Source organism: Brevundimonas sp. (genome assembly GCF_032055285.1).
Taxonomy (GTDB): Bacteria; Pseudomonadota; Alphaproteobacteria; order Caulobacterales; family Caulobacteraceae; genus Brevundimonas.
The window spans coordinates 217,487-243,240 of the sequence record NZ_DAMBRE010000002.1 but is presented as its reverse complement, the minus strand read 5'-3'; the positions used below and the strand labels follow the sequence as shown (position 1 = coordinate 243,240).

General features: G+C 63.3%; 35 protein-coding genes and 2 pseudogenes. 16 read left to right on the top strand and 21 right to left on the bottom strand.

What is annotated here, in order from left to right; all coding sequences use genetic code 11:
• Positions 1-16 precede the first annotated feature (16 nt).
• The 3 genes from RTY13_RS06730 to RTY13_RS06720 form a co-directional block, all read right to left on the bottom strand.
• Entirely contained in the window at positions 17-1,000 is a 984-nt protein-coding gene (locus tag RTY13_RS06730; protein ID WP_088411776.1) for a calcium/sodium antiporter, read from the bottom strand.
• 187 nt (positions 1,001-1,187) lie between these two features.
• Positions 1,188-1,553: a hypothetical protein gene (locus RTY13_RS06725; protein ID WP_157678060.1), complete on the bottom strand. Its 366-nt coding sequence runs from the start codon at positions 1,551-1,553 to the stop codon at positions 1,188-1,190.
• Positions 1,554-1,771: 218 nt separating this feature from the next.
• On the bottom strand, positions 1,772-2,464 hold the full coding sequence (locus tag RTY13_RS06720) for an IS6 family transposase (RefSeq protein WP_312782532.1): 693 nt from the start codon (positions 2,462-2,464) through the stop codon (positions 1,772-1,774).
• Between the two features lie 176 nt (positions 2,465-2,640).
• Between RTY13_RS06720 and RTY13_RS06715 the strand changes: the two genes are divergently transcribed.
• Genes RTY13_RS06715 through RTY13_RS06680 form a run of 8 tightly spaced genes read left to right on the top strand, consistent with a single transcriptional unit; the run spans position 2,641 to position 9,606 of the window.
• A complete protein-coding gene (locus tag RTY13_RS06715) occupies positions 2,641-3,153 on the top strand; it encodes a Na+/H+ antiporter subunit E (protein WP_312782085.1) in 513 nt (170 codons plus the stop codon).
• Entirely contained in the window at positions 3,140-3,427 is a 288-nt protein-coding gene (locus RTY13_RS06710; RefSeq protein WP_312782083.1) for a hypothetical protein, read from the top strand. Before RTY13_RS06715 ends, RTY13_RS06710 begins: the two co-directional genes overlap by 14 nt.
• Positions 3,424-3,723 carry a cation:proton antiporter gene (locus tag RTY13_RS06705; RefSeq protein WP_088411788.1) on the top strand — a complete coding sequence of 100 codons (300 nt, stop codon included), beginning with the start codon at positions 3,424-3,426 and terminating at the stop codon, positions 3,721-3,723. Before RTY13_RS06710 ends, RTY13_RS06705 begins: the two co-directional genes overlap by 4 nt.
• Positions 3,720-4,664, top strand: coding sequence for an MnhB domain-containing protein (locus RTY13_RS06700; RefSeq protein WP_088411790.1), 945 nt, complete (start codon positions 3,720-3,722; stop codon positions 4,662-4,664). Before RTY13_RS06705 ends, RTY13_RS06700 begins: the two co-directional genes overlap by 4 nt.
• Positions 4,665-4,683: 19 nt before the next feature.
• Positions 4,684-4,992 carry an NADH-quinone oxidoreductase subunit K gene (locus RTY13_RS06695; RefSeq protein ID WP_198398662.1) on the top strand — a complete coding sequence of 103 codons (309 nt, stop codon included), beginning with the start codon at positions 4,684-4,686 and terminating at the stop codon, positions 4,990-4,992.
• Entirely contained in the window at positions 4,989-6,446 is a 1,458-nt protein-coding gene (locus RTY13_RS06690) for a proton-conducting transporter membrane subunit (RefSeq protein ID WP_312782075.1), read from the top strand. The genes RTY13_RS06695 and RTY13_RS06690 overlap by 4 nt, the downstream gene beginning before the upstream one ends.
• Positions 6,443-7,921: a complex I subunit 5 family protein gene (locus RTY13_RS06685; protein ID WP_312782073.1), complete on the top strand. Its 1,479-nt coding sequence runs from the start codon at positions 6,443-6,445 to the stop codon at positions 7,919-7,921. Before RTY13_RS06690 ends, RTY13_RS06685 begins: the two co-directional genes overlap by 4 nt.
• Positions 7,918-9,606 (top strand): complex I subunit 5 family protein, encoded by a 1,689-nt coding sequence (locus tag RTY13_RS06680; RefSeq protein WP_165456313.1) that lies wholly within the window; start codon positions 7,918-7,920, stop codon positions 9,604-9,606. Before RTY13_RS06685 ends, RTY13_RS06680 begins: the two co-directional genes overlap by 4 nt.
• A gap of 76 nt (positions 9,607-9,682) precedes the next feature.
• Here the strand turns inward: RTY13_RS06680 and RTY13_RS06675 are convergent, their stop codons facing one another.
• Positions 9,683-10,375: an IS6 family transposase gene (locus RTY13_RS06675; protein ID WP_114818667.1), complete on the bottom strand. Its 693-nt coding sequence runs from the start codon at positions 10,373-10,375 to the stop codon at positions 9,683-9,685.
• An 84-nt stretch (positions 10,376-10,459) separates the two neighbouring features.
• The gene (locus RTY13_RS06670) at positions 10,460-11,152 is read right to left on the bottom strand and encodes an IS6 family transposase (protein WP_312782065.1); all 693 of its coding nucleotides are present in this window, start codon (positions 11,150-11,152) and stop codon (positions 10,460-10,462) included.
• Positions 11,153-11,434: 282 nt separating this feature from the next.
• On the opposite strand from RTY13_RS06670, the gene RTY13_RS17690 reads away from it, so the two are divergent.
• The 3 genes and pseudogenes from RTY13_RS17690 (at position 11,435) to RTY13_RS06655 (ending at position 13,819) form a co-directional block, all read left to right on the top strand.
• Positions 11,435-11,800: a hypothetical protein gene (locus RTY13_RS17690; RefSeq protein WP_409450286.1), complete on the top strand. Its 366-nt coding sequence runs from the start codon at positions 11,435-11,437 to the stop codon at positions 11,798-11,800.
• Between the two features lie 128 nt (positions 11,801-11,928).
• Positions 11,929-13,001: pseudogene (locus tag RTY13_RS06660) on the top strand (IS3 family transposase); the annotation flags it as partial.
• 401 nt (positions 13,002-13,402) lie between these two features.
• Complete coding sequence (locus RTY13_RS06655; protein ID WP_296178295.1) at positions 13,403-13,819, top strand: hypothetical protein; 417 nt, start codon at positions 13,403-13,405, stop codon at positions 13,817-13,819.
• Here the strand turns inward: RTY13_RS06655 and RTY13_RS06650 are convergent.
• The gene (locus RTY13_RS06650) at positions 13,816-13,956 is read right to left on the bottom strand and encodes a hypothetical protein (protein ID WP_296178291.1); all 141 of its coding nucleotides are present in this window, start codon (positions 13,954-13,956) and stop codon (positions 13,816-13,818) included. The two genes, RTY13_RS06655 and RTY13_RS06650, sit on opposite strands and share 4 nt — an antisense overlap.
• A gap of 360 nt (positions 13,957-14,316) precedes the next feature.
• Between RTY13_RS06650 and RTY13_RS06645 the strand changes: the two genes are divergently transcribed.
• Complete coding sequence (locus tag RTY13_RS06645) at positions 14,317-14,523, top strand: hypothetical protein (protein WP_296178288.1); 207 nt, start codon at positions 14,317-14,319, stop codon at positions 14,521-14,523.
• A 97-nt stretch (positions 14,524-14,620) separates the two neighbouring features.
• Here RTY13_RS06645 and RTY13_RS06640 read toward each other — a convergent pair whose 3' ends face one another.
• From RTY13_RS06640 to RTY13_RS06575, 14 genes and pseudogenes are all read right to left on the bottom strand, one after another.
• Positions 14,621-14,821, bottom strand: coding sequence for a transposase (locus RTY13_RS06640; RefSeq protein ID WP_370523330.1), 201 nt, complete (start codon positions 14,819-14,821; stop codon positions 14,621-14,623).
• A 110-nt stretch (positions 14,822-14,931) separates the two neighbouring features.
• A pseudogene (locus RTY13_RS06635) lies at positions 14,932-15,101 on the bottom strand (transposase); the annotation flags it as partial.
• Between the two features lie 279 nt (positions 15,102-15,380).
• Entirely contained in the window at positions 15,381-16,583 is a 1,203-nt protein-coding gene (locus RTY13_RS06630; RefSeq protein WP_178824104.1) for a tyrosine-type recombinase/integrase, read from the bottom strand.
• Between the two features lie 919 nt (positions 16,584-17,502).
• Positions 17,503-18,099, bottom strand: a complete 597-nt coding sequence (locus RTY13_RS06625) for a hypothetical protein (RefSeq protein WP_312782061.1) — start codon at positions 18,097-18,099, stop codon at positions 17,503-17,505.
• A gap of 14 nt (positions 18,100-18,113) precedes the next feature.
• Complete coding sequence (locus RTY13_RS06620; protein WP_312782059.1) at positions 18,114-19,499, bottom strand: hypothetical protein; 1,386 nt, start codon at positions 19,497-19,499, stop codon at positions 18,114-18,116.
• A 67-nt stretch (positions 19,500-19,566) separates the two neighbouring features.
• Positions 19,567-19,764: a hypothetical protein gene (locus tag RTY13_RS06615; RefSeq protein WP_312782057.1), complete on the bottom strand. Its 198-nt coding sequence runs from the start codon at positions 19,762-19,764 to the stop codon at positions 19,567-19,569.
• 136 nt (positions 19,765-19,900) lie between these two features.
• On the bottom strand, positions 19,901-21,091 hold the full coding sequence (locus RTY13_RS06610) for a hypothetical protein (protein ID WP_312782056.1): 1,191 nt from the start codon (positions 21,089-21,091) through the stop codon (positions 19,901-19,903).
• Between the two features lie 179 nt (positions 21,092-21,270).
• Positions 21,271-21,606: a hypothetical protein gene (locus RTY13_RS06605; protein WP_312782054.1), complete on the bottom strand. Its 336-nt coding sequence runs from the start codon at positions 21,604-21,606 to the stop codon at positions 21,271-21,273.
• Between the two features lie 14 nt (positions 21,607-21,620).
• Complete coding sequence (locus RTY13_RS06600; RefSeq protein WP_312782052.1) at positions 21,621-21,845, bottom strand: hypothetical protein; 225 nt, start codon at positions 21,843-21,845, stop codon at positions 21,621-21,623.
• Positions 21,842-21,970 (bottom strand): hypothetical protein, encoded by a 129-nt coding sequence (locus RTY13_RS06595; RefSeq protein ID WP_312782050.1) that lies wholly within the window; start codon positions 21,968-21,970, stop codon positions 21,842-21,844. Before RTY13_RS06595 ends, RTY13_RS06600 begins: the two co-directional genes overlap by 4 nt.
• Entirely contained in the window at positions 21,967-22,305 is a 339-nt protein-coding gene (locus RTY13_RS06590) for a hypothetical protein (protein ID WP_312782048.1), read from the bottom strand. The genes RTY13_RS06595 and RTY13_RS06590 overlap by 4 nt, the downstream gene beginning before the upstream one ends.
• A gap of 1 nt (position 22,306) precedes the next feature.
• The gene (locus tag RTY13_RS06585; RefSeq protein ID WP_312782046.1) at positions 22,307-22,726 is read right to left on the bottom strand and encodes a helix-turn-helix domain-containing protein; all 420 of its coding nucleotides are present in this window, start codon (positions 22,724-22,726) and stop codon (positions 22,307-22,309) included.
• 3 nt (positions 22,727-22,729) lie between these two features.
• Positions 22,730-22,999 (bottom strand): DUF2312 domain-containing protein, encoded by a 270-nt coding sequence (locus RTY13_RS06580; protein WP_312782044.1) that lies wholly within the window; start codon positions 22,997-22,999, stop codon positions 22,730-22,732.
• Positions 22,999-23,361, bottom strand: a complete 363-nt coding sequence (locus tag RTY13_RS06575) for a hypothetical protein (protein WP_312782042.1) — start codon at positions 23,359-23,361, stop codon at positions 22,999-23,001. Before RTY13_RS06575 ends, RTY13_RS06580 begins: the two co-directional genes overlap by 1 nt.
• Positions 23,362-23,529: 168 nt before the next feature.
• Between RTY13_RS06575 and RTY13_RS06570 the strand changes: the two genes are divergently transcribed.
• Positions 23,530-23,883 (top strand): hypothetical protein, encoded by a 354-nt coding sequence (locus RTY13_RS06570; RefSeq protein ID WP_312782040.1) that lies wholly within the window; start codon positions 23,530-23,532, stop codon positions 23,881-23,883.
• Here the strand turns inward: RTY13_RS06570 and RTY13_RS06565 are convergent.
• Positions 23,880-24,566 (bottom strand): helix-turn-helix domain-containing protein, encoded by a 687-nt coding sequence (locus RTY13_RS06565; protein WP_312782039.1) that lies wholly within the window; start codon positions 24,564-24,566, stop codon positions 23,880-23,882. The genes RTY13_RS06570 and RTY13_RS06565 overlap by 4 nt on opposite strands.
• Before the next feature lie 298 nt (positions 24,567-24,864).
• On the opposite strand from RTY13_RS06565, the gene RTY13_RS06560 reads away from it, so the two are divergent.
• From RTY13_RS06560 to RTY13_RS06550, 3 genes are read left to right on the top strand one after another with little or no spacing between them, the layout of a single operon-like run.
• Positions 24,865-25,020, top strand: coding sequence for a hypothetical protein (locus RTY13_RS06560; RefSeq protein WP_312782036.1), 156 nt, complete (start codon positions 24,865-24,867; stop codon positions 25,018-25,020).
• Positions 25,017-25,355 carry a hypothetical protein gene (locus tag RTY13_RS06555; RefSeq protein ID WP_312782034.1) on the top strand — a complete coding sequence of 113 codons (339 nt, stop codon included), beginning with the start codon at positions 25,017-25,019 and terminating at the stop codon, positions 25,353-25,355. Before RTY13_RS06560 ends, RTY13_RS06555 begins: the two co-directional genes overlap by 4 nt.
• The gene (locus tag RTY13_RS06550; RefSeq protein WP_312782032.1) at positions 25,352-25,753 is read left to right on the top strand and encodes a hypothetical protein; all 402 of its coding nucleotides are present in this window, start codon (positions 25,352-25,354) and stop codon (positions 25,751-25,753) included. Before RTY13_RS06555 ends, RTY13_RS06550 begins: the two co-directional genes overlap by 4 nt.
• Position 25,754 lies beyond the last annotated feature (1 nt).

Genomic DNA, 25,754 nt, shown 5'->3' with positions numbered 1-25,754 from the left:
AAAGATGTGCCGGCTGTCAGAACATGCCGACCGTATAGGCCGTGTATGCAGCGTAAGATGCGACGAGGGCGAAGCCTTCATTTCTGCTCAACCGGCCTCCGGAGAAGGCGAAAACCATGACAACCAGCGACACCGCCACCAGCAACAGGAGGTCAAAGGCCATCATGCTGGCAGGTACTTCGGTGGGAGCCACCACGCCAGTGATGCCGCCTATAAACAAGATGTTGTAAATGTTGGAGCCGAGGACATTGCCCAGAGCAATGTCACCTTCCTTGCGATAGGCAGCCACGGCAGAGGTGACCAGCTCCGGGAAGGACGTTCCAACCGCCACGATTGTCAGACCGATGACAGCGTCGCTCACTCCGAGCTGCTCTGCAATCTTGATGGCACCATCCACCAAAAGCGATCCGCCGCTCACTATCAATACGAGACCAACCAGAAAAAGGAGAATGGCCACCGAGAGCCTCCCGCCGGATTGCTCCTGCGGGATCAGGGCCGGGTCGATTTCTTCCATCGCCACGGCACGATCATAAGCGGCACTGTGGGGCGCTCCCAATCGTTCCTGGCGGTAGGCATAATAAACATACCCTCCCATCGCGATCAGGAAGATGATGCCAGCCTCGCGGGAGAGGCCAACAGTCGCGCCGGCGGCGAGCAAGGCCAGAACGGCGAGGGTGCCAATACCGCCATCGCGCCAAAGGGTACGGGTTTTTACCGCGATGGGTGTGATCAGTGCAGCTATTCCGAGGATCAACAGGGCATTGGCAATGTTCGATCCAACGATATTGCCGATGGCAATCCCTGGTGATCCGGCAAGGCTGGCCTGCACGCTTGCGGCAAGTTCAGGCATAGAAGTGCCCATGCCCACAACTGTCAGGCCGATCAGCATCGGTGACAGACTCAGTCTTTCGGCAATCCGCACGGCACCGCGGACCAACAGGTCGCCGCCTGCAATCAGCAGAACAAGGCCCAGCAACAGGAAAAATGCATCAGCAAGCATGATGTGACAGCAACCTTTGTCGGGAAATTAGCGTCGATCAGTAGGGTGATGCCCTGCGGCTGTCACTGGGGTTGTGCCGGGGCATCGCCTGCCTTGTGCTTCTACCCCGACAGCTTCCATTGTAGTCGTGCGTATTTCATCGACTTGCCAGAGACAGCACACAGCTAAGCGGATGCGAAGCGGTACGTTATTCTGCAGGCGGCTGTGTTACCCGATCGGCGGCACCGTTGACCGCCTCGCGGACGGCTCCGCGTAACGCTTCACCATCCACTGCCTTGTCGACACCGGTGATCAGGGCCTCCTCGTCGATCACTGCGCCGACAGCCGCCATTTCTTCGGCTGGAAGGGCCTCGCCAAGAGCCTGCCTTACGGCACCTTGTGCCATGCCCTTGATGGCCTCCTCGTCAACCGCCGAAGCAACAGCATCCACTACACCCTGCCCTTCGATTGCTGCGTCGGCCTTGCTGCGCAGTTCTTCAGCCTGCTTGGCGGCATCGCCACATGCGGCAAGTGCAAGAGCTGCGCCCGCCACGAAGATCATCTTTCTTTTCATGTCAGTATTCCTGTTTGCATGCGCGCGGGTCCGGGCCGCTGCAATGGCGCGCTACGAATGTGCGGGGGTTGCGGCAAAGCGACGAATGCGCTGCTTCAACCTGAACTTGAGACTTCTGAGCTGTTCGATTTCAGGACCGCGAGCGAGCTGCTGCGCGAGGCGAAGGGTGCCGTCAGGTTAATTAGGCATTGGCAAAAAAGTCCCTACCCTGCTCATTTTCAGATGGTAGCGGCCGCCCAAGCAGCATCCGCATCGCCACGAAAGCGACGAAGTGTAGGTCTGCTGATCAGATGGCATTGGATGTTGAAGGTATTGTAGATAGCTGCGTGGGTTGTGAGAAATCTCTGCGCTGAGGCTTGGGATTTGAACCTCTGCTGCTGTCGCTCTCGTCGTCGGATCGGCAAATGCGAGTTTTCAACGCGGTTATTGTCTCGTAGCCGGCCAGGGCGATGAAGGTGCCGCAGTTCCAACTGATCAAGCGCCGCACCGTACGATGCCAGCCCATCCGTTGTGATGGTTTCCGGCTCGATAGGTTGGTTGCGTAAAAGACGTTTGATCAGCTTCAAAGCCGCCTCTGTGTCCCGCCGGCGCTGGACAACGACGTCTAAAACCTCGCCTTCGTCGTCGACTGCGCGCCACAGATACATGCGCCGTCCTCCGATCTTGCAGACCATTTCATCGAGATGCCAACGGCCTGTCGGAGGCACTCTCCGCTTCTTGAGCCGCCGTGCAATCAGAGGCCCGAACTTGATCGTCCAGCACCGGATCGTTTCGTAGCTGACGTCAATTCCGCGTTGCGCCATCAGTTCCTCGACGTCGCGGAAGCTCAAGCTGAAACGAAAGTACAGCCACACGGCATGACGTATCACCTCAGCTGGAAAACGATGTCGCTTAAAAGATAGAGGCTTCATAAAATCGCCCACCCCACCAATGGCTTGCAGCCTTCGAAGTGGAGCACCTTTACCGTTAGACTGACAGCACCGCACCAGTAAGCCCTATCGTTCGGCCAACAACTACAGTAAACAAAATCCACGCATCATGATTTGGCGGCCGTGAGCCAGTTAGATGAGATAGTGGGGATTAGAGCATGAAAATGCTTGCGACATCAGTGCGCCTCGTGGCCTTCTCAACGTTCTGGCTAGCGCTGACAGGGGGCGCAATGGATGCGCTGTACTACGGGGCGCCAGCGGTCCTGCTGACAACCTCAATCAGCCTTGCGCTTTACCCGGCGACACAACCGGGGATTCGGCTGTGGTGGGCGGTCCTGTACGTGCCGCACCTCCTGCTCCGCGGCTTCTTAGGTGGTCTGGACGTCGCGCGGCGAGTGCTCGACCCACGTCTGCCCGTCCGGCCCGGCTGGCGCCGGGTGCCGCTCTTGACGAATATCGCTGAGGTGAATGCCGTCCTTGGCGGGGTCGTCAGCGTTCTGCCTGGCTCATTGGCCGCAGGGATCCGCAATGGCGCGTTGGAGGTTCACATGCTTGACACCGAAGATTTCAACCTGCGCAGCCTTCAGGCAGAAGAACGCCGCGTGCTACGCTTGTTTGGTATGCCTGTCTTTACCCCTCGCTACGCAGGAGAAAATCGTGGACGCAGCTGACCATTTCATGGTCGCCGCCGTCGTTCTTCTGCTCACGCTGGCGCTGGCGCTTTTTCGTGCCTGGTTCGGGCCACGGGCGATCGACCACGTAATGGCAGCGCAACTCGTCGCGACCAGCGGGGTCGGCGTGGCGCTGACGCTGGGCGCGGCCAGGGACGACGCTTCGATGCTGGATGCGGCCTTGGTTGGCACAGTGCTGGCCTCGGTGGCAATTCTCGTTTTTGTGCGGGACGGCCAGAGTGATGCGGACGAGCCCGGAGACCGAAAGCCATGACATTGGCCGATTACCTGGTCCCTGCGCTTCTTTACATCGGTGTCTTTTTCTATGCGGCCGGATCGTTGGGGCTGCTCAGGTTTCAAGATGCCGAGTTAAGGCTGCACGCGCTTACCAAGGCCGACAACGTCGGTCTGGGCTTCGTGGCGCTTGCCGCCGCGTTGCACTGGGGTTCGGTGGCTGTCGCTTTCAAGATCGCCGCCGTCTGGCTGTTCGCGCTCATGGCCGCCGGAGCGACCGCACAACTGATGGCGCGCCGCGCGAAGACTGCGGCCGAGCGGGGCACGGACCGATGACGCTGGCATTCGACCTCATCCTCTGCCTGATGATCGTCGGTACTGCAGCCGCAGCGCTTCTCACGCACAACGCGCTGGCGGCAATCGTTTTTTTCATCGTTTTCGGCAATCTGCTCGGACTGGCATGGCTGGCTATGAACGCAGTCAATGTCGCCATGGCAGAGATCGCCATCGGCGCGGGCATCACCGGAGTTTTGCTGATACTGACGCGGCAACGGCTGATGGCGCTTGGTGACGATCTGGTCAGCGCCGAGACGCCCGGCTGGCTACGTGCCGGCGCGGTGTTGGCCTGCACTGGTTTGACGGCGCTGGTTGGGTCCGCGGTCCTGAGTGTCGCGCCCGCAGACGACTTGGGCGGGCCAATCGCCGCGCTGCTGCCGGAGCTTGGCATCGAGAACCCGGTGACTGGCGTGCTTCTGGCCTTCCGGGCCTATGACACATTGCTGGAAACATTCGTCCTGCTGGGCGCGCTTGTCGCAGTCTGGTCGCTCGCCCCGGGAAATGCATGGCCGCGCCCGCCCGCGTCACTGAACCTGGCGGAAAGCGGGGGGGGAAGCGTCGCTCAGGCCTTCGGACGGTTGCTCTTGCCCTTGGCGCTGGTGATGGCGGCCTATCTGGTCTGGGCCGGGTCGGACTTTCCGGGTGGAGCGTTTCAGGCCGGAACCGTGCTTGCCGGCGGTCTGATCATCGCCGCGATCGGCGGAGCGGTCGCATGGCCGCGGGCCGACAACAGCATTCTCCGCGCGGTGCTTGTGCTTGGCCCGGGGGTCTTTCTCATCATCGGCCTGGCGGGAATCGCACTGGGCCGATTCCTGTTCTATCCGCCAGGCTTCGCGAAGGCCATGATCGTCGCGATCGAGTACAGCCTTGCGCTGTCGATCGGCGCGACCCTCGCGCTGCTACTGGCGGGTCGGTCGGTAGCGCCGGATCATAGGAGCTGACTACTGCATGCCAACGTTAATGCATCTTTACCCGCTAACAGGGGCGGCATTGGTGGGGCTCGGCCTCTACGGCATCGTGACCCTGCGTCATCCGTTGCGTCAGCTTCTGGCCGTCAATGTGGTTGGTGCCGGTATCTTCCTGATCCTCGGTGGACTCGGGCGCGGCACCGCTTCGACCGATCCGTTCCCGCAGGCGCTGGTCATCACCGGCATCGTCGTCGCGGTGGCGCTCACCGCTTTCGGTGCTGCGTTGGTTGTACGCGTGGCCGAGGAGGAGCGGGCACGAGATGACACCGCGGCGGTCGAAGCGACCGGCGACAGTGCATGAGCCCGCTTGACCTGCTTGTCGCAGTGCCCCTCGCTCTGATGATCGCGGCGGTGCTGCTTGGGAGCCGGGGACGCTTATTGCTACTGGCGGCAATTCCGGTCATGGCGGGTCTGACGGTGTGGCTGCTGCTACTGCCAGAGGGTACCGCCCATATAGTGGGTGACTGGAACCTGCCGCTGGGAATCCTGTTGCGTGCGGATGGGGTGGCACAGCTTTTGGTGGCAGCCACGTCAGCCTGCGCTTCGATCATTGGACTGTACGCGCTGCGCGAATTCGCGCCCGGGCCGAGCGGGTCGGAGACCGCCCACGGCTATGCCTTCTGGCCGCTCTTCTACCTGTTGTGGGGCGGAGCAAATGCTGGATTCCTGACCACCGATCTCTTCAATCTTTATGTCGCGCTGGAAATGGTCAGCCTTGCCGCGGTGGCGATGGCGGCGATGGGCTCGCTGCGCGCCGCGCTGCAGTACTTCGTGGTCGCGCTGGTCGGATCGCTGGCCTACCTGCTAGGCGTCGCGCTTCTGTTTGCCAATTACGCGACAGTGGACATCACACTGCTGGCCGGGACAGCGAGGCCGGACCTTGCGACCAAGGTCGCACTGGCGGTGATGACGGCGGGACTGCTGATCAAGGCGGCGGTCTTTCCGCTGCACGGCTGGCTGCCGCCAGCCCATGCCGCAGCACCCGCACCCGCCAGCGCCCTGCTCTCCGCGATTGTCGTCAAGGTAGGATTCGTGATCCTGCTGCGCCTTTGGTTCGAGGCCTTCCCGGCCATCGTAGCCCCTGCGGCACTCGATGTGCTTGGCTGGCTCGGTGCGCTGGCGGTACTTTACGGCTCGATCCAGGCGATCCGGCAGGAAACCCTGAAACCCCTCGTGGCCTATTCGACCGTGGCGCAGATCGGCTATCTGCTGCTGGCTTTTCCGCTTGTCGTGACAGCGGCAGGGTCCGACCGGGCTTGGGCCGGAATGACAATCCATGCGATAGCCCACATGCTTGCGAAGGCTGCGATGTTCCTCGCGGCCGGGCTTATGCTCAAGGCGGTGAACGGCCACCGCTTGGAGGACCTTAGTGGCCTTGTGCGGGTAATGCCGCTGACGGTGGCTGCCTTCGGGCTGGCCGCGATATCATTGATGGGCCTGCCGCCCTCGGCCGGCTTCATAGCGAAGTTCCTCCTGCTCGAGGCTGCGCTGGAGCAAGGCGCCGTGTTCCAGGCCGCCATCCTGCTCGTTGGCGGGTTGATGGCCGCAGTCTACCTATTCAATCCGCTATCCAGGACCTTCGCCGGCAGAGACACACCGGTTACCGAGGCAAAGGACACGTTGCAAACCGCCGCTCCGCTGGCGCTGGGGCTTCTGGCAGTGTCGCTGGGGTTCGCCGGACAAGCGATGGTCGATATCTCTGCAGGGGTGTCCCAGGCAGGGCCTCCGGCGGCTGCGGTTGGGGAGGTCCCGTGAACAGTCTTTTACCCCTGCTGCTGGTCTCGCTGACAATCGTTCCGGCGCTGATCAGCTTTGCCCTGCCGGACCGCCTCGCGGTCTGGCGCGACGCGATCAACATCGGCTTCGCCCTGAGCAAGCTGGCGCTCGTGGGCGCCTTGCTGCTGGCAGCACGCGAGGGCACGATCACGGAATGGCGCTACGAATTCCTGCCGGGACACGAATTCATCCTCCGGCCGGATTCACTTTCATTGCTGTTTGTCACTCTCTCTGCCTTCCTGTGGCTGATAACCACCGTCTATGCGATCGCCTATTTCAAGCGCGGACCGCACTTGGGGCGCTTCTTCGGATTCTTCAACCTCTGTGTCCTATCGGCGACCGGAGTGGCCATTTCTGGCACGGCGATCACCTTCTTCCTCTTCTATGAACTCCTGACCTTGGCGACGTGGCCGCTGGTCGTCCACAAGGGTGACGAGAAGTCCCTCCGCGCGGGGCGCATCTACCTGATCTATACGCTGGCAGGCAGCGCCGCCTTTCTGGCGGGCATCGTCTGGCTGAAGTCGCTCGTCGGCACGATCGAGTTCACGGCACCGCCTGATCTGACCGGGATCCCGCGGCTGGAACTCACGCTGATCTTCATCCTTTGCATCGGCGGGCTCGGCGTGAAGGCGGCGCTCATCCCGTTCCACGTATGGTTGCCCGAGGCGATGGCCGCGCCCGCTCCGGTGAGCGCGCTGCTCCACGCCGTGGCCGTGGTCAAGGCCGGCGCGTTCGGGATCCTGAGGATGATCTACGACGTTTACGGAATCGATACGGTATCGGAGCTTGGCCTCGGCACGCCGCTTGCCTTGTGGGCCGGAGCGACCATCCTCTATGGCTCGTTCCGCGCCGTGATGCAGACCGACATCAAGAAGCGGCTGGCCTATTCGACGGTCAGCCAGGTCAGCTACATCATTCTCGGGGCCAGCCTGATCGGCCCCTTCGCGATCATCGGCGGGCTGGTGCATCTGGTGCATCAGGGGATCATGAAGATCACTCTTTTCATGTGCGCAGGGGCGCTGGACAACCGGATGGGGATCAAGTTGGTGGCGGATCTCGACGGTGCCGGGCGGGCGATGCCGGTGACAATGGCAGCCTTCAGCATCGGCGCGCTCGGCATGATCGGCATTCCGCCGACCGCAGGTTTCATCTCGAAATGGTACCTGGGGATGGGAGGGCTGCAGTCCGAGGCGAGTTGGGTCATCGCCGTTCTGGCGGGATCGTCACTTCTGAATGCGCTCTACTTCCTGCCGCTGCTCTACAGCGCCTGGCTGCTTCCGCCATCGAAGGAGCTGGCGCCGGTACGCGAACTGGACGGCGCGTGGAACAGGATGCTGGTCCTCCCCGCCGCGGTGACCGCCCTGATAACATTGGCGGCCGGAGCCTTTGCGACTTTTCCGTTCAGCCCGCTGAAATGGGCCGAGCTGATCGCCGAGAGTGGCTATCTGAAATGACAATCGCACCCAGCCTTCTTCTGTTGGTCGTGATCCTCTGGCCACTCTTTCTCGCCTTTCTGTGCCTGCTGCCGAAGCTGGGGCCGAGGATGCTTTTGGCGCTGCCGCTTGGGCCGCTCCCGGCACTCGCCGCCGTGTTCCTGGCGCCGCGAGACCAGACCCTGAGCGTGCCTGGGGTACTGCTCGATGGCGGACTCCGACTGACCGAAACGGGGGTGCTGTTTCTGGGCGGCGCCGCGCTGCTGTGGTTCTGGGCTGGGGTTTATGCCCTGCGGTACATGCGCGGCGATTCCCGCGCGCAAACCTTTGCCCTGTTCTGGATGCTGGTACTCGCTGGAAACCTGGGTGTGTTTCTGGCAGCGGATCTGGCGACCTTCTACGTGTCCTTCGCGCTGGTGTCGCTGGCCGCCTATCCGCTTGTGATCCACGATCGCAAACCCGCGTCGATGAGGGCCGGCGTGGTCTACATCATCCTTGCAGTTGTCGGCGAAACCGCGCTGCTGGCCGGTTTCATGATGATCGCCCATGCGGCAGGGGGAACGATCCTCATAGAGGGGGTTCGCGACAGGCTCGCCGACCCGGGGGCCGACCCGCTGGTGCTGTGGTTGCTGATTGCGGGTTTCGGCATCAAGGCGGGATTGGTCCCGCTGCATGTCTGGCTTCCGGTGGCACATCCGGCGGCGCCGGTCCCGGCCTCGGCGGTGCTGTCTGGCGCCATCGTGAAGGCGGGCATCTTCGGGCTGGTCACATTTCTGCCTTGGGGCAGCGCCTGGCCGATCAGTGGAACGCTGCTGGCTCTTGCGGGGTTCGGCGGGCTCTTCACGGCGGCGCTCTACGGGGCGATGCAGGGCAATCCAAAGACGGTGCTGGCCTATTCAACAGTCAGCCAGATGGGGCTTCTGATGGGCGTGATGGGCGCGGCGCTGGCGGCGGGCCTGCCGGCGGCTTCGGTTCTGCCGGCGGTAGCGCTTTATGCGCTGCATCACGGGCTGGCCAAGGGGGCGCTGTTCCTGGGCGTCGGCGTGGTCGGCAAGGCTCGGGGCGTGGCGCGGGGCTTGGTGATCGCGGCACTGGCAATGGCCGCCTTGTCGGTGGCCGGGTTGCCGCTAACCGCCGGCGCGCTTGTGAAATCGGCGATCAAGGGTCCCGCAGGCGACTTTGGCGCGACGTTAATCGGCCTCTCGGCGCTGACCTCAGGGCTGTTGCTGGTGCGCTACTTTTTCACCCTTCCCGCGCCTGCAAAATCTGGCGGCCCGCCCGGTCTCATGGTCGTGCCGCTGGTAGCGCTGTCAGCCGCCGCGCTTGGCCTGCCGTGGTCACTCTATGCCCGGGCAACGGGCAATGCGCCCTACGAGGCGATCGACCTGTTGGCGCTCGGCATCAGCGCCTGGCCCCTTGGGCTCGCGGCAGTTCTCGTCATCGCCGCGTTGGGAACCGGACTGCGCGCCCCGTCGCTGGCCGAAGGCGACCTGCTCGGCCCGGCAGCCCGGCTCAGCGCGAGGGCAGCCGCCGTTGCCCGGGCAGCCGCATTGGCGGGCCGATCGGAGAGGCCGGGCGAAAACGGGCAGCTCTTGGCGGAGATCGCCGAGGGGCTTGAGCGTCTGGAACGGCTGATCAACGATCGTGCGGCCACGTCGGCCGCCGTTATACTGATTGCGCTGGGCCTGTTCGCTGCGCTTACCTGACGGCGCCGCGTGCGAAACTAGTCGGAACCGTCAGGTTAACTGAGCACATTCAAAAAGCCCCCAACCCTGCAAAATATCAGGCTACCGCCGCCATCCAAGCGGCATCCGCATCGGCGCGAAAACGACGAAGTGTGGATCTGCTGATGAGATGGCGCTGGATATTGAAGGTGTTGTAAATCGCCGCGTGGGTGGTGAGAAATCTCTGGGCTGAGGCTTGGGATTTGAACCTCTGCTGCTGCCGCTCTCGTCGCCGGATCGGCAGGTGAGAATTCTCAACGCGGTTATTATCACGCAGTCGACCGGGACGATGAAGATGCCGTAGTTCCAACTGATCGAGGGCCGCACCGTAGGATGCCAGCCCATCCGTTGTGATGGTTTCCGGCTCGACAGGTTGGTTACGTATAAGACGTCTAATCAGCTTCAAAGCCGCTTCTGTGTCCCGCCGACGCTGGACGATGACGTCTAGAACCTCGCCTTCATCATCAACAGCGCGCCACAGATACATACGTCTGCCACCGATCTTGCAAACCATCTCATCGAGATGCCAGCGGCCTGTGGGTGACCCACGTCGCTTCTTCAGCCGCCGTGCAATCAAAGGCCCGAACTTGATCGTCCAGCACCGGATCGTTTCGTAGCTCACGTCGATTCCGCGTTGCGCCATCAACTCCTCGACATCACGGAAGCTCAGGTTGAAACGAAAGTACAGCCACACGGCATGACGGATCACCTCAGCTGGAAAACGATGTCGCTTAAACGATAAGGGCTTCATAGAAATGCCTACTCCACCAGTGGCTTGCCACCTTTTAGGTGGAGCACCTTTAGCGTTAGACTGACAGCACCACCCCACGCGTTATCAGACGACAGCCGCCGTCCAAGCAGTATCTGCATCGGCACGAAAGCGACGAAGCGTGGACCTGCTGATCAGATGACGTTGGATGTTGAAGGTGTTGTAGATCGCCGCGTGGGTTGTGAGAAATCTTTGCGCTGAGGCTTGAGATTTGAACCTCTGCTGCTGTCGTTCCCGTCGTCGGATCGGCAGATGCGAGTTCTCAACGCGGTTATTGTCTCGTAGCCGGCCAGGGCGATGAAGGTGCCGCAGTTCCAACTGATCAAGCGCCGCACCGTACGATGCCAGCCCATCCGTTGTGATGGTTTCCGGCTCGATAGGTTGGTTGCGTAAAAGACGTTTGATCAGCTTCAAAGCCGCCTCTGTGTCCCGCCGGCGCTGGACAACGACGTCTAAAACCTCGCCTTCGTCGTCGACTGCGCGCCACAGATACATGCGCCGTCCTCCGATCTTGCAGACCATTTCATCGAGATGCCAACGGCCTGTCGGAGGCACTCTCCGCTTCTTGAGCCGCCGTGCAATCAGAGGCCCGAACTTGATCGTCCAGCACCGGATCGTTTCGTAGCTGACGTCAATTCCGCGTTGCGCCATCAGTTCCTCGACGTCGCGGAAGCTAAGATTGAAGCGAAAGTACAACCACACGGCATGACGGATCACTTCGCTTGGGAAGCGGTGTCGCTTAAACGATAGCGGTTTCATAAAACGCCTTCTCCACCAATGGCTTGCAGCCTTCGAAGTGGAGCACCTTTATCGTTAGACTGACAGCACCATTCGATCTCCAACGCCCCCAATGACGAAACCTACCGGATTTCAGTCAAGCGCGAAGATCAGGGTCTAGCTTCCGGCTGGCTGCACGATCAGGCTCGCGTCGGTACTATCCTCAAGGTAGGTGCGCCTGCCGGTGACTTCTTCCTGTCTGACACCCCAGAGCGGCCTGTTGTCCTGCTGTCAGGCGGCGTTGGCCTAACCCCGATGGTGTCCATGCTTGAAACCATCGTCGCCTCACACCCCGAAGCACAAGTGCATTATGTTCATGGTGCCCGTGACGCCGAGGCTCACGCCATGGGAGTTCACATCCACAATCTTGTTGCGGCCCATCCGAAGGCCCAAAAGACTGTATTCTATGAAGTCGCCAACAATGCCGAACACTCAGACTATGACCAAATAGGCATGATTTCGGGTCAATGGGTGGCCAGCCAGACACCTATTGCCGAGGCAGAATATTACCTCTGTGGCCCGCGTCCCTTCCTTCGCGCCCTAGTGTCCGATCTTAAGGCTGCCGGCGTGTCGTCAGACCGAATTCATTACGAGTTCTTTGGTCCGGCAGACGAAATACTCGCTGCTTGAGCCTGCATAAAACCTGTTCTCTGAGCTGGCTTCGGCTGGCTCAGAGGGTGATCTGCTCCCCGAAAACTGGATCACGGGACGTTAGAGTTTTCCGCTGAGATTTCCCTGGCTGGGAAGGAGCGGAAACCATGAAAGCATCGGCTTTCTCGGACGTCCAAAAGGCGTTCATTCTGAAGCAGGGCGCTGACGGCGTGCCGGTGGCGGAGATCTGTCGCCGGGCTGGGATCAGTCCGACGACCTACTTCAACTGGAAGAAGAAATACGATGGTCTGCTGCCAACGGAGATGAAGCGGCTCAAGCAGCTCGAGGACGAGAACGGTCGCTTGAAGCGGATCGTGGCCGACCTGTCGTTGGACAAGGAGATGCTGCAGGACGTCATCCGGCGAAAGCTCTGAGGCCTGGTCGCAAGCGCGAGCTGGTGGCGGGCGTCTGTGGTGACTGGGGCGTGTCGATCCGGCGGGCTTGCCGGGTTCTGGAAATGGACACTTCGAGTTTTCACTACAAATCCCGCCGCCCCGACCAGGCCGGCCTCGAAGCCCGCATCAAGGCGATTTGCGAGACACGCGTGCGCTACGGCTATCGCCGGGTGCATGTGCTCCTCCAGCGCGAAGGTTGGCGGACAAACATCAAGAAGACCCACAGGATTTACAAAGCCTTGGGCCTTCAACTGAGAAACAAGACGCCCAAGCGGCGGGTGAAGGCCAAGCTCCGGGAGGATCGCTGTGAGGCGACGCGGCCGAACGAAACCTGGGCGATGGACTTTGTCCACGACCAGCTGGCAACCGGTCGCAAGATCCGCATTCTGACCATGGTGGACACTTTTTCGCGGTTCTCGCCGGTGATCGATCCCCGTTTCACCTACCGGTCTGAGAACGTCGTGGAAGCGCTCGACAAGGCCTGCGCGAAGCTCGGCTATCCCAAAGCCATCAGGGTCGACCAGGGCACGGAATTCGTCTCCCGAAACCTCGACCTATGGGCCTACGCCCATGGTGTCACCCTGGACTTCTCTCGTCCGGGCAAGCCGACGGACAACGCCTTCATCGAGGCCTTCAACGGCCGCTTCCGGGCCGAGTGCCTGAACGCCCACTGGTTCCTGACGCTTGCCGACGCGGCCGAAAAGTTGGAGGGTTGGCGTAGATACTACAACGAGGATCGGCCCCATGGGGCCATTGGCAACAAGACGCCGATCACGCTGATGAATCCGGGTGACATAGCCAGCCTGTCACCCGGACTCGGGCCGGAAAACTCTAGCCTCGGGTGCTCCAGAGAACGGGGGCGGATCACTAACCCAAGGACTCTGGTCGCCGCTGGATGAAAATTCAGGGGCACGTCATGGCGATTGTGCATTTGACACCACGCGCACCATATCTGGTGTCCGCTTAGCGCATCTAGCCCACCAACCGCATTCATGATCTAACGCCCACGTCGCGGCTCGGCTTGAACACCGTCCGCGACCGCGCATGCCGTGGAACACAGGAGACCCCGCTTTGTCGGGCGGCTCCCGAAATACAATACCTCCCGTAGGGAATACGGGAGGCGCGTTCCCTGTGTGCGCGTGTTCAACCGTCCCGGCGCCAGCCGTGACGAAACACGGGGAATCACATGAGCAGGCTGTTCGCCGGCGCGACCATTGTCGCGTCCATTCTGGGTATTGTTTACGTCACCGGGGCGGCGCTTTCGGCGGTGATGCCTAAGCCCAGTCCATCACCCCCTGAGGACGCCGCCTGGTACGCTGATGCGGCCGCGAGAGACGCGGCCGCTGCTGCACCACCAGTTCAGGCGCCGCAAACACCGGAGCGCTTCACGAAGGCGGAGTTCTCCTCGTACACCTACGGCCTCACCAAAGCAGAGGTGCGACGCCAATTCGGCAAGCCGCTCGTTGTCCATGACTCTGACGGCAGTTGGTACTATCCGTCGCTGCCGATCTACGACCCCGACGCAGGCATTCAGGTCGGCGTGACGATCCAATTCATGGGTATCGGCGGCCCAGACGACGAGGTCGCTGCGGTTCGCTACTAGACCGATTTGCGGCGAGGGGCCGGCTCAACGGCAGGCCTCGGCTTCGACGCCAGCAGTTTTCGCGCGATGGCGTCGAAGTCCACCGTCTTGTCCAGCTCGACCGGCTGTTCCTGCTCTTGGCGTTTCGGCTGCAGCATGGCTCGCTCCTATGTGCCAGTATAGATCATGGAGGGGGCGAAATGACCTAACGGACGAAGGCGCAGGAGCGTGATGTGCTGGAAAATAATGTGCTCATGCTTTGGCGCAGCAGGCCTGAATATGCTCGCGGTGAGAGCCACATAGAAAACTTCTCAAACGAGATTTGGTCCGAGCACCACGACTTACGTCTTGGTCAGACTGAGGAGATGAACCGGCAGCACATTACGCACCTTGTCAAGGTGCGTGGGGCTTATGGTGGCTAGGGCCCCTTCGCAAACAAACTGAGGCAAAGTGATTGCCCTCGCTACGCGGTCCCAGCGTCTATCCTCTATGGCTCCGTCTGGTACAAAGCGCGCGACATGATCAAGGAAGCGACGCAGCCAGCCTTCATCAAGCCGGTCCAGGTCGTAGGATATTTGCGAGGCATGCAGCCAGTTCCACGAATATCGTGGGAGACGCTTTCGGGCCTGAAGGTGTTCGATCTTGTCCTGCGACATGCCGCAAATGAAGTGCGCCACGGCCACATCCATGTCCGCATCGGCGAAGAGATTATGTGTGTCGATTAGCATGCACTCATGGTGCCGTCACGACGCCCCGCACATCTCCGGGTACATGAGCCGCCTTCCGCCTATCGCCGCTAGAATGCGGTCCATCCGCTCAGCGTCACCGCAGCCCAGCGCGATCCGGTTCGAGTAGGAACTCGGCGAGGTAGCGGTGCATGTGCTTCTTGGCGCAATGCTGATAGACGCCCTTCATGCCGCGCTTGAAGATCGAGAAAAACCCTTCGATCGTCTGGATTTGGACCGTGCGGTCCGTTGGGGAAACGTACTCGTCCCGCCCGTGCCGAACGACGCCGTGGTCGATGAATTCCCGGTCGACGTTCAGGTAGTGACCGGCTTCGTGGTCATCAATCGCGTCTCGCGTCTCAGGTTCTCGATCAGGATCGGCGCGATGGTCTTGGGGGGATGTTGTCCGTGCGGCCTATAGGCCGCCGGCGCATCCTGCCAGCGCAGGCAGTTGCGGTTAACGAAGATGATTCCGCTCAGCACCCGGCGGTCGTCAACCGAGGCTTGCCGTGGCTCTTGGGGAAAAAGTGCTCCAGCCGAGCCATCTGCTCGTCCGTCAGCCAATGCAGGTCACTCATAATCCAGACTCCTCAGACGCCTGGATCAGATCGCGCTCCTTTCATCAATGGTGCTTGAGCCAAGGCGCTCTCATCACAGGAGGCCAACCGGCGCGCTTCGACAGTCGATATCTCCCTGCCCCATTCGACGTTTTTCGGTCCCCCGGGGGTAGGATTTCCAATCGCTGGCTCGGCTCCAAATCTCCAGGGGGCTACCGCGACCTGGTCCCCTATTTAGCGCGCCGTCTTGTTCGATCAGGATCCAGCCTGGCGGTGCCTGCGGCTCGTTTGTGGCCATATTCAGTCCGTCTCCCGTGCTTGACGCAGCGGCCCCGACTGCTGTTCCACCGCGTTCATAATGGCGTCCGCCCACGCCTCCAGAGCTAATCGTCGCTGTTGAAGGAGTTGTCCGCGTGCGTAGACACGAGCGACTGTGGAAGAAGTACCTGCACCAATATGATTCAAGCAGCGGTCGACGATCTCGGGAGGCGTGTTGAGCTCGTCGCAGGCGTAGGTGGCGAAGCTTCTTCTGAAATCATGATGGGTCCAGTCCCGTACGTTTCCGTTATTAAAATTTATGACGCGATCCAGGGCGATTTTTGCTTTTGACCAGCTTTGAAACGAGACGCCGGCATAGGTTGCAAAGACCAGTTCGCCGCTCTTGTACTTTTTCGCTTCATCCAAAATCTCACGCGCGGGAGCCGAGAGAGGAATGAGGATAGAGCGCCCAGTCTTGGTCCTAGCCGCAGGGATGGTCCATTCGCCAGTCGCGGAATCCGGGGGGAGACGGACTTCGTTCCATCGCATTTCTGCAACCTCTTGGCGGCGACAAGCTGTCAGGATCAGCATCTGAACGATAGGCCCGTAGGGATGCGGGCGCGAAATGGACGCATTCCAAATGGCTGCGATTTCATCAACGGTCGGCGTCCGCTCTCTCGCGGCTTCGCGAGCAGGTTTTCCAACGCCTTGAGCCGGGTTGTTGTCGATCAATCCTTGCGAAACGCCCCAACTGAATAGAGCTTTGAGATATGCAAGTTGCCGATTGGCGTGCGAGGGGGCGAATTTTGCTTTGCGCGCCACGATGTCGGCGATGTCTCGTCGCGAAAGAGTCGCTGGGTGGCGATTCCGGATCGAGCTGATCGCATCCTTGAGGGAGTTCATTGTAGAGCGCTCACGTCTTAACGTGGGAGCCTTCACCGCGGCATAGTCGGCAAGCAGTGCATCGACAGTTGCCGGCGCTGCACGACCGCGTTGCGGTTGGCCGACCATTCTGGCGATGCGGCGGGCCTCTTCGGCGCCGACTTCGGGCCAGTCCCCGACGGCGTGTCGCGTGCGCTTTCCATCGACTTCCAGGACCATTGACCAGGTGGCGCTTCGCGGTCCTAAGCGCAGGCGCAGCCCCTTTTGCATTTTATCGCTAATCTCGACTCTGGGACCGTCTCCAACAGAGCTTCGTAACGTTTCAATCATTGCGTCTGTCAGGGGCTTGAAGCTTTGGTGCATCTGATCGCGTCCTATGGAGTGTGAGTTTCTGTCACGACGCTTCCAGCGGGGCCTTTCGCGCCAGTATCTCCAGCAAGTGATCCGGCAAGATCGACAAGATGTAGGCCTCGGAGAGACTGGAAGGTTCGCGAAAGTCGTACTCGCATTCGAAGAGGGGGGTGGTGGTCGCCTGTGCGCCATCTGGCGCAGACAAGGCGGCGGTCGCTGCTGGCGGCGGCCGCTTAACGGACGTCCGCCTAGAGTTCGGAATGCGCATGGGCGGCCATCTCCGGGAACCGAAGCGAAGTGGCGCGGCGCCCGTTCGGAGTTAGGGCGTGGCAACAGCAATGAATTTGGAAGGGCGAAGGCGCCCGCACAGGGGGTTGCCTATCGACCCGTGCATGGATGAGCGATTGGGTCTATATGTCAAGCGATAAGTCTTGGTCGCAAACTGGGATCAAGCAGGATCCCAGTTTAGAGACACTCTCGAGGCTCATCCGTAGGGACTCGCGCAACCCCCGCGATCGTGTGGCGGTGAGGCGATATGGGCTGGCACATCAGAGGGGTTTTCGTTGCGATGTGCCAGCATATGGAGACGAGAGGCGACCGTCAGACGGGCTTTTTGCAGACACTGACAGCGAGCGGTCGCGAAGCTCTTTTCATTAAGTGTCCGTAGGGGAGCTGTGAAAAGAGCTTGCCGCACCGAGGTTTAGCCCGAGGCCGTAGGAGCCCCAGTAGAATCCCAGTGTCCGTCCAGACATTCCGGCTAAGTCATTGAAAACGATGGTGGGTGATCACAGGTTCGAACTGTGGACCCGCTGATTAAGAGAAACTAGGACCCGTAAAAAGGTCAGTAATTTCAATACCTGAAAAACTTAGGACCGGTTGATGGCGGCTAACTGCGGGTCTGACCGGCTGCTTAAGTCTCACGTGAGACCTTCTATTGAGGCCAAGTGCTTTCCTGACCTTCCCATGGCGCGGCTGAAACTATGATTTGGACCGCTGCGCCCACTGCGTCGATGCTGTCCTGATGTATGTGCAGCTCGGCCTGATCGCCGGTCGGCGCCGTCAGTATGAGCCGATCATTGATGCGTCCTTCCATCCACCTCAGGCCTTTGACGGGGATGGTCTTGCCGTAATGCAGGCCGAGATTGCGCTCGTCGATGTGGGAGGCGGCGTCGCGAACCTGCTTAAGTCCCGGCAAGGCGGCGTCGATGACCGCCTCGGCTTCATCGCAGGCGGCCTTCATGTCGGCCTCATGTGTGGAGAGCGTTCCGATAGTCTTGTAAATTCGGTCCAGCGAAACGGCGAAGGCGTTGGCGAGCACCAGGGGGCGGGTTTGAGCCATAAGCCGGTCCGAGCGGGATTGGGCATCTCCGTTGTAGAAGGCGGCCATGTTTTCGAGCGCCGCTTCCTGCGCCGCTTCAAAGTCCTGAAGCGCGACAGCCGCCCCGACCAAGGCGTGCTGCATGAGGATGATCGACTTAGAGATTGCGGCGTCCGCATCGGCTTCGTTCGAGATGATCTGGCCGGGCATATGTAATGTCGGGATCACAGGACGGCTCCGATCTTGTCGAGGTAGGCTTCGAACTGGCGCATGGCGGGGTCGGCGATCTCGGGGCCGATGGCGCCGTAGTTGGCGTCGCCGAGCTGGGCGATGTGCTGGCGGGACTGCAGGGTGCGGCTGGCGATGCCGTCGTCGCTGAGCCCGGCGTTCTTCATCCAGGTGAAGGCGGTGTCGCGCAGGTCCTGGTCGCGGGCGCTGGCCACGCTGGGGACCTGTTTGGCGGCTTGCTCGCGGACCTTGGCGAACTGCTTGCGGAAGTGGTCGCCCTCCCACGGGCGGTCGGTCAGTTCGCACCACAGGACGTGGGTGGGGCGGGCGGCCATGGCGCGCTGGCGTTGCAGGATCTGGGCGACGCGGGCGCGGCCGAGGCTGGTCAGGGGCGCGCCGCCGACGCGGCCGGTCTTGATGCGGCCGGTCGATCCGGTGAAGGCGCGGCCGTTCTTGAGCCGGTCCCAGGTCAGGGACAGACGGTCGATCTGTGACCACGACAGGTCCAGGCCGAGGATGACGGCGTCGCCGATCGAGGGCAGGCCCATGGCGTCGGCCGCCGTGACCAGGGCCTTGATTTCTTCCCACGTCAGGGGGCGGATGCGGCCGGGCGGGGTGGTGCGGCTGACCTCGGAGGCCCAGGACTGGCGGACGGTGTCGCTCTGATGCTTCTGCGCCCACTTCAGCCAGGCGCTGGCGGCGGCGAGGACGGCGTAGGCCTGATGCTGGCCCGACTGTTCGTGCAGGTTCCAGTAGGCGGTGTAGAGCAGGTTCACCATGCCGGTCTTGGTCTCGACCGGCTTGAGGATGGAGATGTGGGCGGCGCGGACCGTGGCGACGGCCAGGGTGTAGCGGTCGAGGGCATCGGGATCGTCGGCGGCGGGCAGGGCGACGAAGCCGGCCAGGGTGTCCACCAGGCGTTTGAGGCTGGTGCGGTAGCCGCGCTGGGTCGAGGGCCTGAGGCCGCCTGTCTGCTGGCCGTGGGCGTCGGCGGCGCCCTGGAACTCGCGGCTGTCGAAGTAGGCGTCAATCAGGCGACCGATCGACAGGCGGTCGACGGCCTGGGGCAGGATGGAGCATCCTTCTTCGGCCGTGCCGGGCGGGGCGATGGCGGCGAAGTCGGCGGAGACGCGCTCGCCCCTGCGCCAGGCGGCGACAGCGGCGTTGATGTCGCGGGCCGCGTCGCGGGACAGGCCTTCGGACAGGAAGGCGCCGTCGCCGTCCTTGAGGTCGCGGGCCTTCCAGCCCGCGTTGCGCAGGGTGGGCGAGGGTATCCAGCGCGGGCGGCCCGTGCCGTCAGGGCGCGGGCGCCACTGCCAGTTGGCGGGCGCGTCGGCGTGGCGGCGCATGCGCGCCGGGGGTTTGATGGACCGGGTGGTCACGGGCGGTTCTCCGTCGCCAGTGTCGGAAAAGGTGACGCCGCCCGCAGGCGGCGTCAATGCAGGCGGATCAGGACGCCAGCGAGCGCTTGTGCTGCAGCTGCAGGGCGAGGGCTTCGCCCATGGCTTCGCCGATCTGGCGACCGGCGTTGCGGGCGGCGGCCTGGGTGGTGATGTGGTCGAAGGCGACGGCGATCTGGGTGTGTTCCAGGCGGTCGCCCTTCTGGATGGCGATGGTGGCGTCCACGATGGTGAGGCGATCGCTCACTCCCCGCCCTCCTTATCCGAGGGTCCACCGAACCATTGAGCGTCACACTTCGGACACTGCCAAACGTCGTCCTCGGCCAAGTCGGCCGGAACACGGTCAGCACAATCGCACTCGTTGATGTCATCCCAGTCAGCCATCACTTCGCCCCTTGCAGGGCGGCGAGGACTTGGCGGACCTTGAACACAAGGTCATTCTTCGCCGCATAGACGCGCTTCTCCCATCGGCTGCGTGCTTCATCATCAGCCTTTCCCGCCATCGCCTCAGCGGCGCGTGAGGGCTGTTCAGGGAGGGGTTTCGGCGCGGGTTCATCGACCGCATCAAGCACCCGCCCCAACTCCTCCACCGCGGCCCGCAGCGCGTCGGGGGCGGGGTGGGTATAGAGGGGCTGGACGGTGTATCGTCCGTCCGCGTCGCAGTTGAGATAGAACTGCGCGTCCTTCGGATTGTCGAACAGCGTCCAGTATAGATTGCTCGGCGCTCGACGCCGCCACGCCACCGGCTGCGCGTCCTCGCGGGCTGGCGGCTGGGCGCTGGGATTGCACAGCGATCCGACATAGACGCAGCGGTCGCCATCGCATCCATCACACTCGACCTCCCCCGCCTCTGCCGGGGCTTCCTCGTGGGTGGCGAGGGTGGGCAGTTCCTCGAAACGACCGTCGTGGAACTCAGAAGACGCCCTCGCCCAAAGCTGCCCGTCTTCTCCTCGATAGACGGTGATCGCATCACCTTCGCAGGGTCCGAACTGACCGGATTGCTGAAGGCGGGCCTCTCCGACTTCGGTGTAAATCGTGCCTCGTGCCCAGTGACGGAAACGGCGCGCCCCGCCTTCCGGCTCGCGCGATGGGGCGCGGAGGGCTGCCTCCAGTTCAGATCGAACCTCCCAGGCCGAAAGCATTTCGTCTTTGGCGACTTGCAGCGTGAGGGGACGAACGTTCTCGAAATGCTCGGGAATGCCGCAACGACGCGGGTCTTCGTCAACCCACTCCGTCCCGTCGTCGGTGTCGATCAGGAAACCAAGGTTCTGAGCTTCACTGTATAGCCAGTGCTCTCCGACAGGCATACGGTCCCAACTGATCAACTCAGGCTCGCGCTTACCTTCACGGAAGGTAATCACGCACAACGGTCGCTCGCGCTCCCCCACCCCGGCGGCTTGGGGAGCGGCGGGGGCGGACAGGGCGAAGACATAATCGGCGATCGCGGTGGCCTGGTCGTCTTCAAGGTGGCGATCCGGGTCGATGACCAGAACCGTTTCGCCGGCGGCGTCCACGATGGCGGCGTCGCCCTCGCGGCGCAGCGGCAGGGTGTAGGGGGCGAAGATGTCGGTCACAGCAGGCGTTCCTTGCGGGCGAGGCGCAGCAGCAGGCGGTGCGCGAGGATGAGGAGGGTCGTCATGTCAGCCGAACAGGAGGGCGGCGGCGACGATGGCGACGGCGGCGAACAGGGCGAGGGCCTGGCCGCGCGGGGTGAGCAGGCGGCGGGCGGGGCGCGTGGGGCGCTGGAACATGGTCAGCCGCCCGTCATGAGGGCGAGGACGGCGTTGCGTTGCCGGTCGGCGGTGCGGACGGGTGCGCGGGGTTCGGCCTGGTTCTGGTTGGCGGGGCGGTCCGGTTCGGGCGGGCGCAGGAGGGTGGCGCGGTTTTCAGCCTCGCGCCGGGTCTGCCAGTCCAGCAGGGGCTGGGGCCGCCAGCGATAGGGGGCGGTCGAGGAGACGGGGGCGGGGAAGCCCTCAAGCCGGACATAGGCGCGCCAGCGCTTGCGGAAGACCTCGTAGACCACGCCGCGCGCGCGGGCGGCGGTCTTCATGTCCACGGTGTCGAGGGCGGCGGCGTCGAAAAAGGTCATGGCGGGTCCTGAAGTCAGTCCAGCGCCCCGCGCGCCCTTTCCAGGGCGCGGGCGAAGGCGTCGGCGTCGTCGCGGCCGGCGGCGGCGATCATGCGTCCGGCGCCGGTGACGGGGTTGTAGTCGGGGCTGGTGAGGACGGCGACGCGGCGGCCGGCGATCTCGGGGTGGGCGTGAACGCCCGCCTTCCAGCCGGGCAGGCCGTGGTCGCGCGCGGCCTGGGTGACCTCGGCGGCGGTCATGCGAGGAGATCCAGCAGTTGCGCCAGGGCGAAGGCCGCGACGAAGACTAGGATGACCGCACGCGTCAGCTGCATGAGGCGGCCGGGGACGGGGCGGCCCGGCACAGGAGGGGTGGGGCGGTTCATGCCGCCGCCCCTTGCTGGACCGGCGGCATGGCCGCCGCCTGGATCGCCGCGGCCATGCGATCGCGCAGGTCGCGGGCGGCGGTTTCGGCCTGGGCCACGACGGGAGCCCAGTGGGCGCGGGCGTCGGCGATGCGCTGACGCGCGGCCTCGGCCTCGGCCTCGATCTCATAGGTGTGGAAGACGTCGCGTTCGGCGCGGTTGGTGGGGGCGCCGTCCCTGTCGCGGCCATAGAGGCGGCGGCCGGCGCGGGAGGTCACGCCGATGATCTCCAGCTCGCGGGCGCTGCAGGGGAAGACGGGGCGGACGACGGCCCAGGCGATGATGGGTTTGGCCATGTCAGGCGGCCTTCTGCTGGTCGTCGGCGGCGTTCTGGCCTTCGGCCAGGGCGAGAGCGGCTTCTGCGGCGGCCCAGGCGGCTGTGAACTCGGGGTCGTCGCCCTCATTCCAGTCGCGTGGGCGGACGCGGATCAGGCCGCGCAGGGCGTCCAGCATGAGCGGGGCGGCGCGGGTTTCGGCGCGGTCCAGCGGGGGTTCGCATTCCATCGCGGCCCGCCACAGGTCGGCCTTGTCCTTGACGGTGGCGAAGATGGCCCCCGTGGACATGCCGGCGGTCGCGGCGACGCCCCGGATCGTCACGTCCGCATAGGGGTAGTGTTTGAACAAGGTCCGGGCGGCGGTCAGGATGCGTTCGCGGGTGCGCGCCTTGGCGGCGGCGCGGCGCGGGAAGCGGACGGGGGTTTCGGCGGCGGCGGTCATGGATCAGACCTCGCCCAGGGCGGACAGGTAGAGGTCGAAGATGGCCTCTTCTTCCTGAGCCTTGGCCTTGTCCTGCTTGCGACGGGCGATGACCTTTTTCAGGACCTTGACGTCGTAGCCCTCGCCCTTGGCTTCGGCGAAGACCTCCTTGATGTCGGTCAGGACGGCCTGCTTGTCCTCTTCCAGGCGCTCGACGCGTTCGATGATGGAGCGCAGGCGGCCCTGGGCCGTGGCCGTCAGGACGTCGGCGGTGATGGTTTGATCGTCGGCCATCAGTGCAGCCCGCCTTCCAGCTTGCGGGCCAGGGCCTCGGCGGTGTCGGCGACCTGCAGCAGGTCGAGGGCGGCGCCGCGCTTGCCGGCGGCGTCGATGGTCAGGGCGATGCGGCGGGCCGCGTCGGCCGAGAAGATCAGTTCGCGGTCATCGACCATGACGATGACGGTGGGGCGGTAGGCCTGACCGACGCGCTTGACCGCGGCGGGGCAGGTTTCGAGGCGGTCCAGGGCGCGCGGGCGGAACAGGGCCGCCGTCAGGCGCTGGGCGATGTCCGGTTCGCACAGGGCGATGATCGGCGCGGGGCGCGGCGGCGTCGGATCAGCAGGCCGCAGGGGGATGACCGTGGCGGTCGAGGGCATGGGGTGGCTCCGTGTGGAAACGAGACGCGGCGTAAACGCGAACGTTGCAATACGAAGCTGATTTGGTTTCTGCCGTCAACAAAGAATACAAAAAAGATACGACATGACGTATCTGACGGCGCGAAAGCGTCGCTGGTGTGTTGCGAACTTTCTGGCGAACATGGCTCAATGAAAACCTTATTGGCGCTCATGGTTCTGGTTCAGGCGCAGGCGAGCGATCTGCCGACCGCTGAGGAGCGTGCCGCGATCGCGGAGGCGGCGGCGGCCGATGCGGGGCCGAGCAGATGGGAAGCGCCAGTCGCCTTCTTGTCCGGTGAGCCGTTCGCGGTGGCGGACAAGGTTCGTCGAGTGCTTGAGGATCGTCAGGCGACTTGTCGGCAAGCGGCCTTTATCCAGTCGCGGTTGCCAGCCTTGGCCGAGCTGGTCGGCGAGGAGAACGACGACCTGGCGCTGATCCATATGTGGGCGGGATTTGTTCAGGCGCGCAGTTGTGGCGAGCCTCGCGGTGATCCGTTGCCTTAGTCGCCGCGCAGGCCGATGGCATAAACCCCATGCACGTCGCGAAGCGGGAACTGTAGTTCGCGTTCCTCGGGGTAGAGTTCGGTGACGTAGAGGGTTTCCTCGTCTGTCCGCTCGAACCGTTTTACGGCGTAGGAGCCGTCTTTCATTTCGATGACGCAGCCCTGACCGCGCCGTGCGGGCTGGCGCGGGTTGTAGGTCACGAAGCCGCCGGGTTCCGCATAGGGAACCATGGACATGCCGCCCAGGCGCAGAACGCGGGTGCCGGGGGCGAAGAACTGGGCGAAGTCGATCACCTCGGCCTCGCCGCCGTCGTCGTAGATGTTGGGGCGCAGGGCGCCGCCGTGTGCGATGCCGCCGACAGGTAGAGCCATGACGCGCCCACGTTCCTCCATCCCGGCGCGGAAGCTGTCGGGGCGGTCGGGGAAGGCGACGGGGCCGACCAGGCGCTGCATCTCGAGCGCATGTTCATCGGGGGTCGATCCGATGGCGCGAAGGGCGCGGGCCAGGGTGGGGTTGTCCATGAAGCGCAGGCCGCGCTCGTAGTTCTTCCAGCTGGGCAGGCTGATGCGCTCGGCCGCGCCTGCCGCATCTTCCTGGGTCATGCCGGCGCGCTTGCGCAGGATCTTGAGCGCGGCGCCGGCGCGTTCGCGGGCAAGCCTGTCGTGTTCCGTCGTATCGACCATACGAAGCGGTATCCACGGCTCGGAGCGGGCGGCCAGCGACAACATGGCCACGATGTAAAAGCGAAGCTGTAGCGAAAGTCCACAAAATAGATACGAAACGGGTTGACGGAGGAAACCAAATCAGGGGCGAACTGCACCGGTCAGAACCCTGGAATGGACCGACAAGGTGCGAGAGACTTCATTAAACGGCGTTCCGTCAGTTCCGGTCGCAAGACCGCGTCCGGCGCTGGATCGTTGGTGCCGTGACCATGATCTGGATGATGCAGCGGCCGGTGCGCTGTTCGGCTGCACCAAGCAGATGGTCAACGCCATGCGGCGGCCGTTCGCCGATCCAAAACGCAAGCGGCCCGGCCGCGATCTGCTGACGCGGATCGTGCGTCAGACGGGCGGCTTTGTCCGGCCGGAAGATTTCAGCCCGCCGGTTGCGGACATCCTGCGGGGGATGGCGGCATGAGGGATTTCGCCCATGCCGAGATCCGTCGGGATTTGCTGATCATTCCTGATCTGGCAAGCCCTGACGAAGGCGCGCTGACCCGTTCCCAGGTGATGATCCTTGAGGCCATTCATATTCTGGCGCTCGGGCTCGACGGTGTCGCCGTGGATATTCGGGCCGCAAAGGCCTTGTTGGCGAGGTCATGGAAGAGCCAGGCGCATCGTCGCCATTTTCAGACACTGGTGACGCTGGGCCTGCTCGATCAGGTGGGGTGGACCGGTGACAGTCCGCTCTATGCCCTGACCCATGAAGGGCGTCTTGAGCGGTTCAGCCAGCGTGTGGGGGTGTTCGCATGACCGCCCTGCGCCCCCTCCAGCCCACCGCCGCCGATTTCCGCAAGTGGCGGCGGCTGATCCGCGCGACGCGGGCGGCGGTCAAGGATCGCCGCGGGGCGGGCGGCGACCTGAGGGCGGCGGCGGCGACGGCGAGGAAGGCCGTGGCCCCGACCCGCGAGCTGCAGCTGTCGGTGTGTTCGCCCTTCATCCGGTTGGCCGAGACCTGGCCGACGCTGGGGAACCCGTGCCGGGCGGCGGCGGCCGAGACGCTGTCGCGGTTCGCGGATGCGCTGGCGCCGCATGTCGGCGGGACGGCGAGCGATCCGCACCCGCCCGCACCCGCAGCCCAGGCCATGCCTGTCCCCATGCCGGACCCCGACACCCCGCCGCGTCAGCCGCGGCTGGACATTTACGGATAGA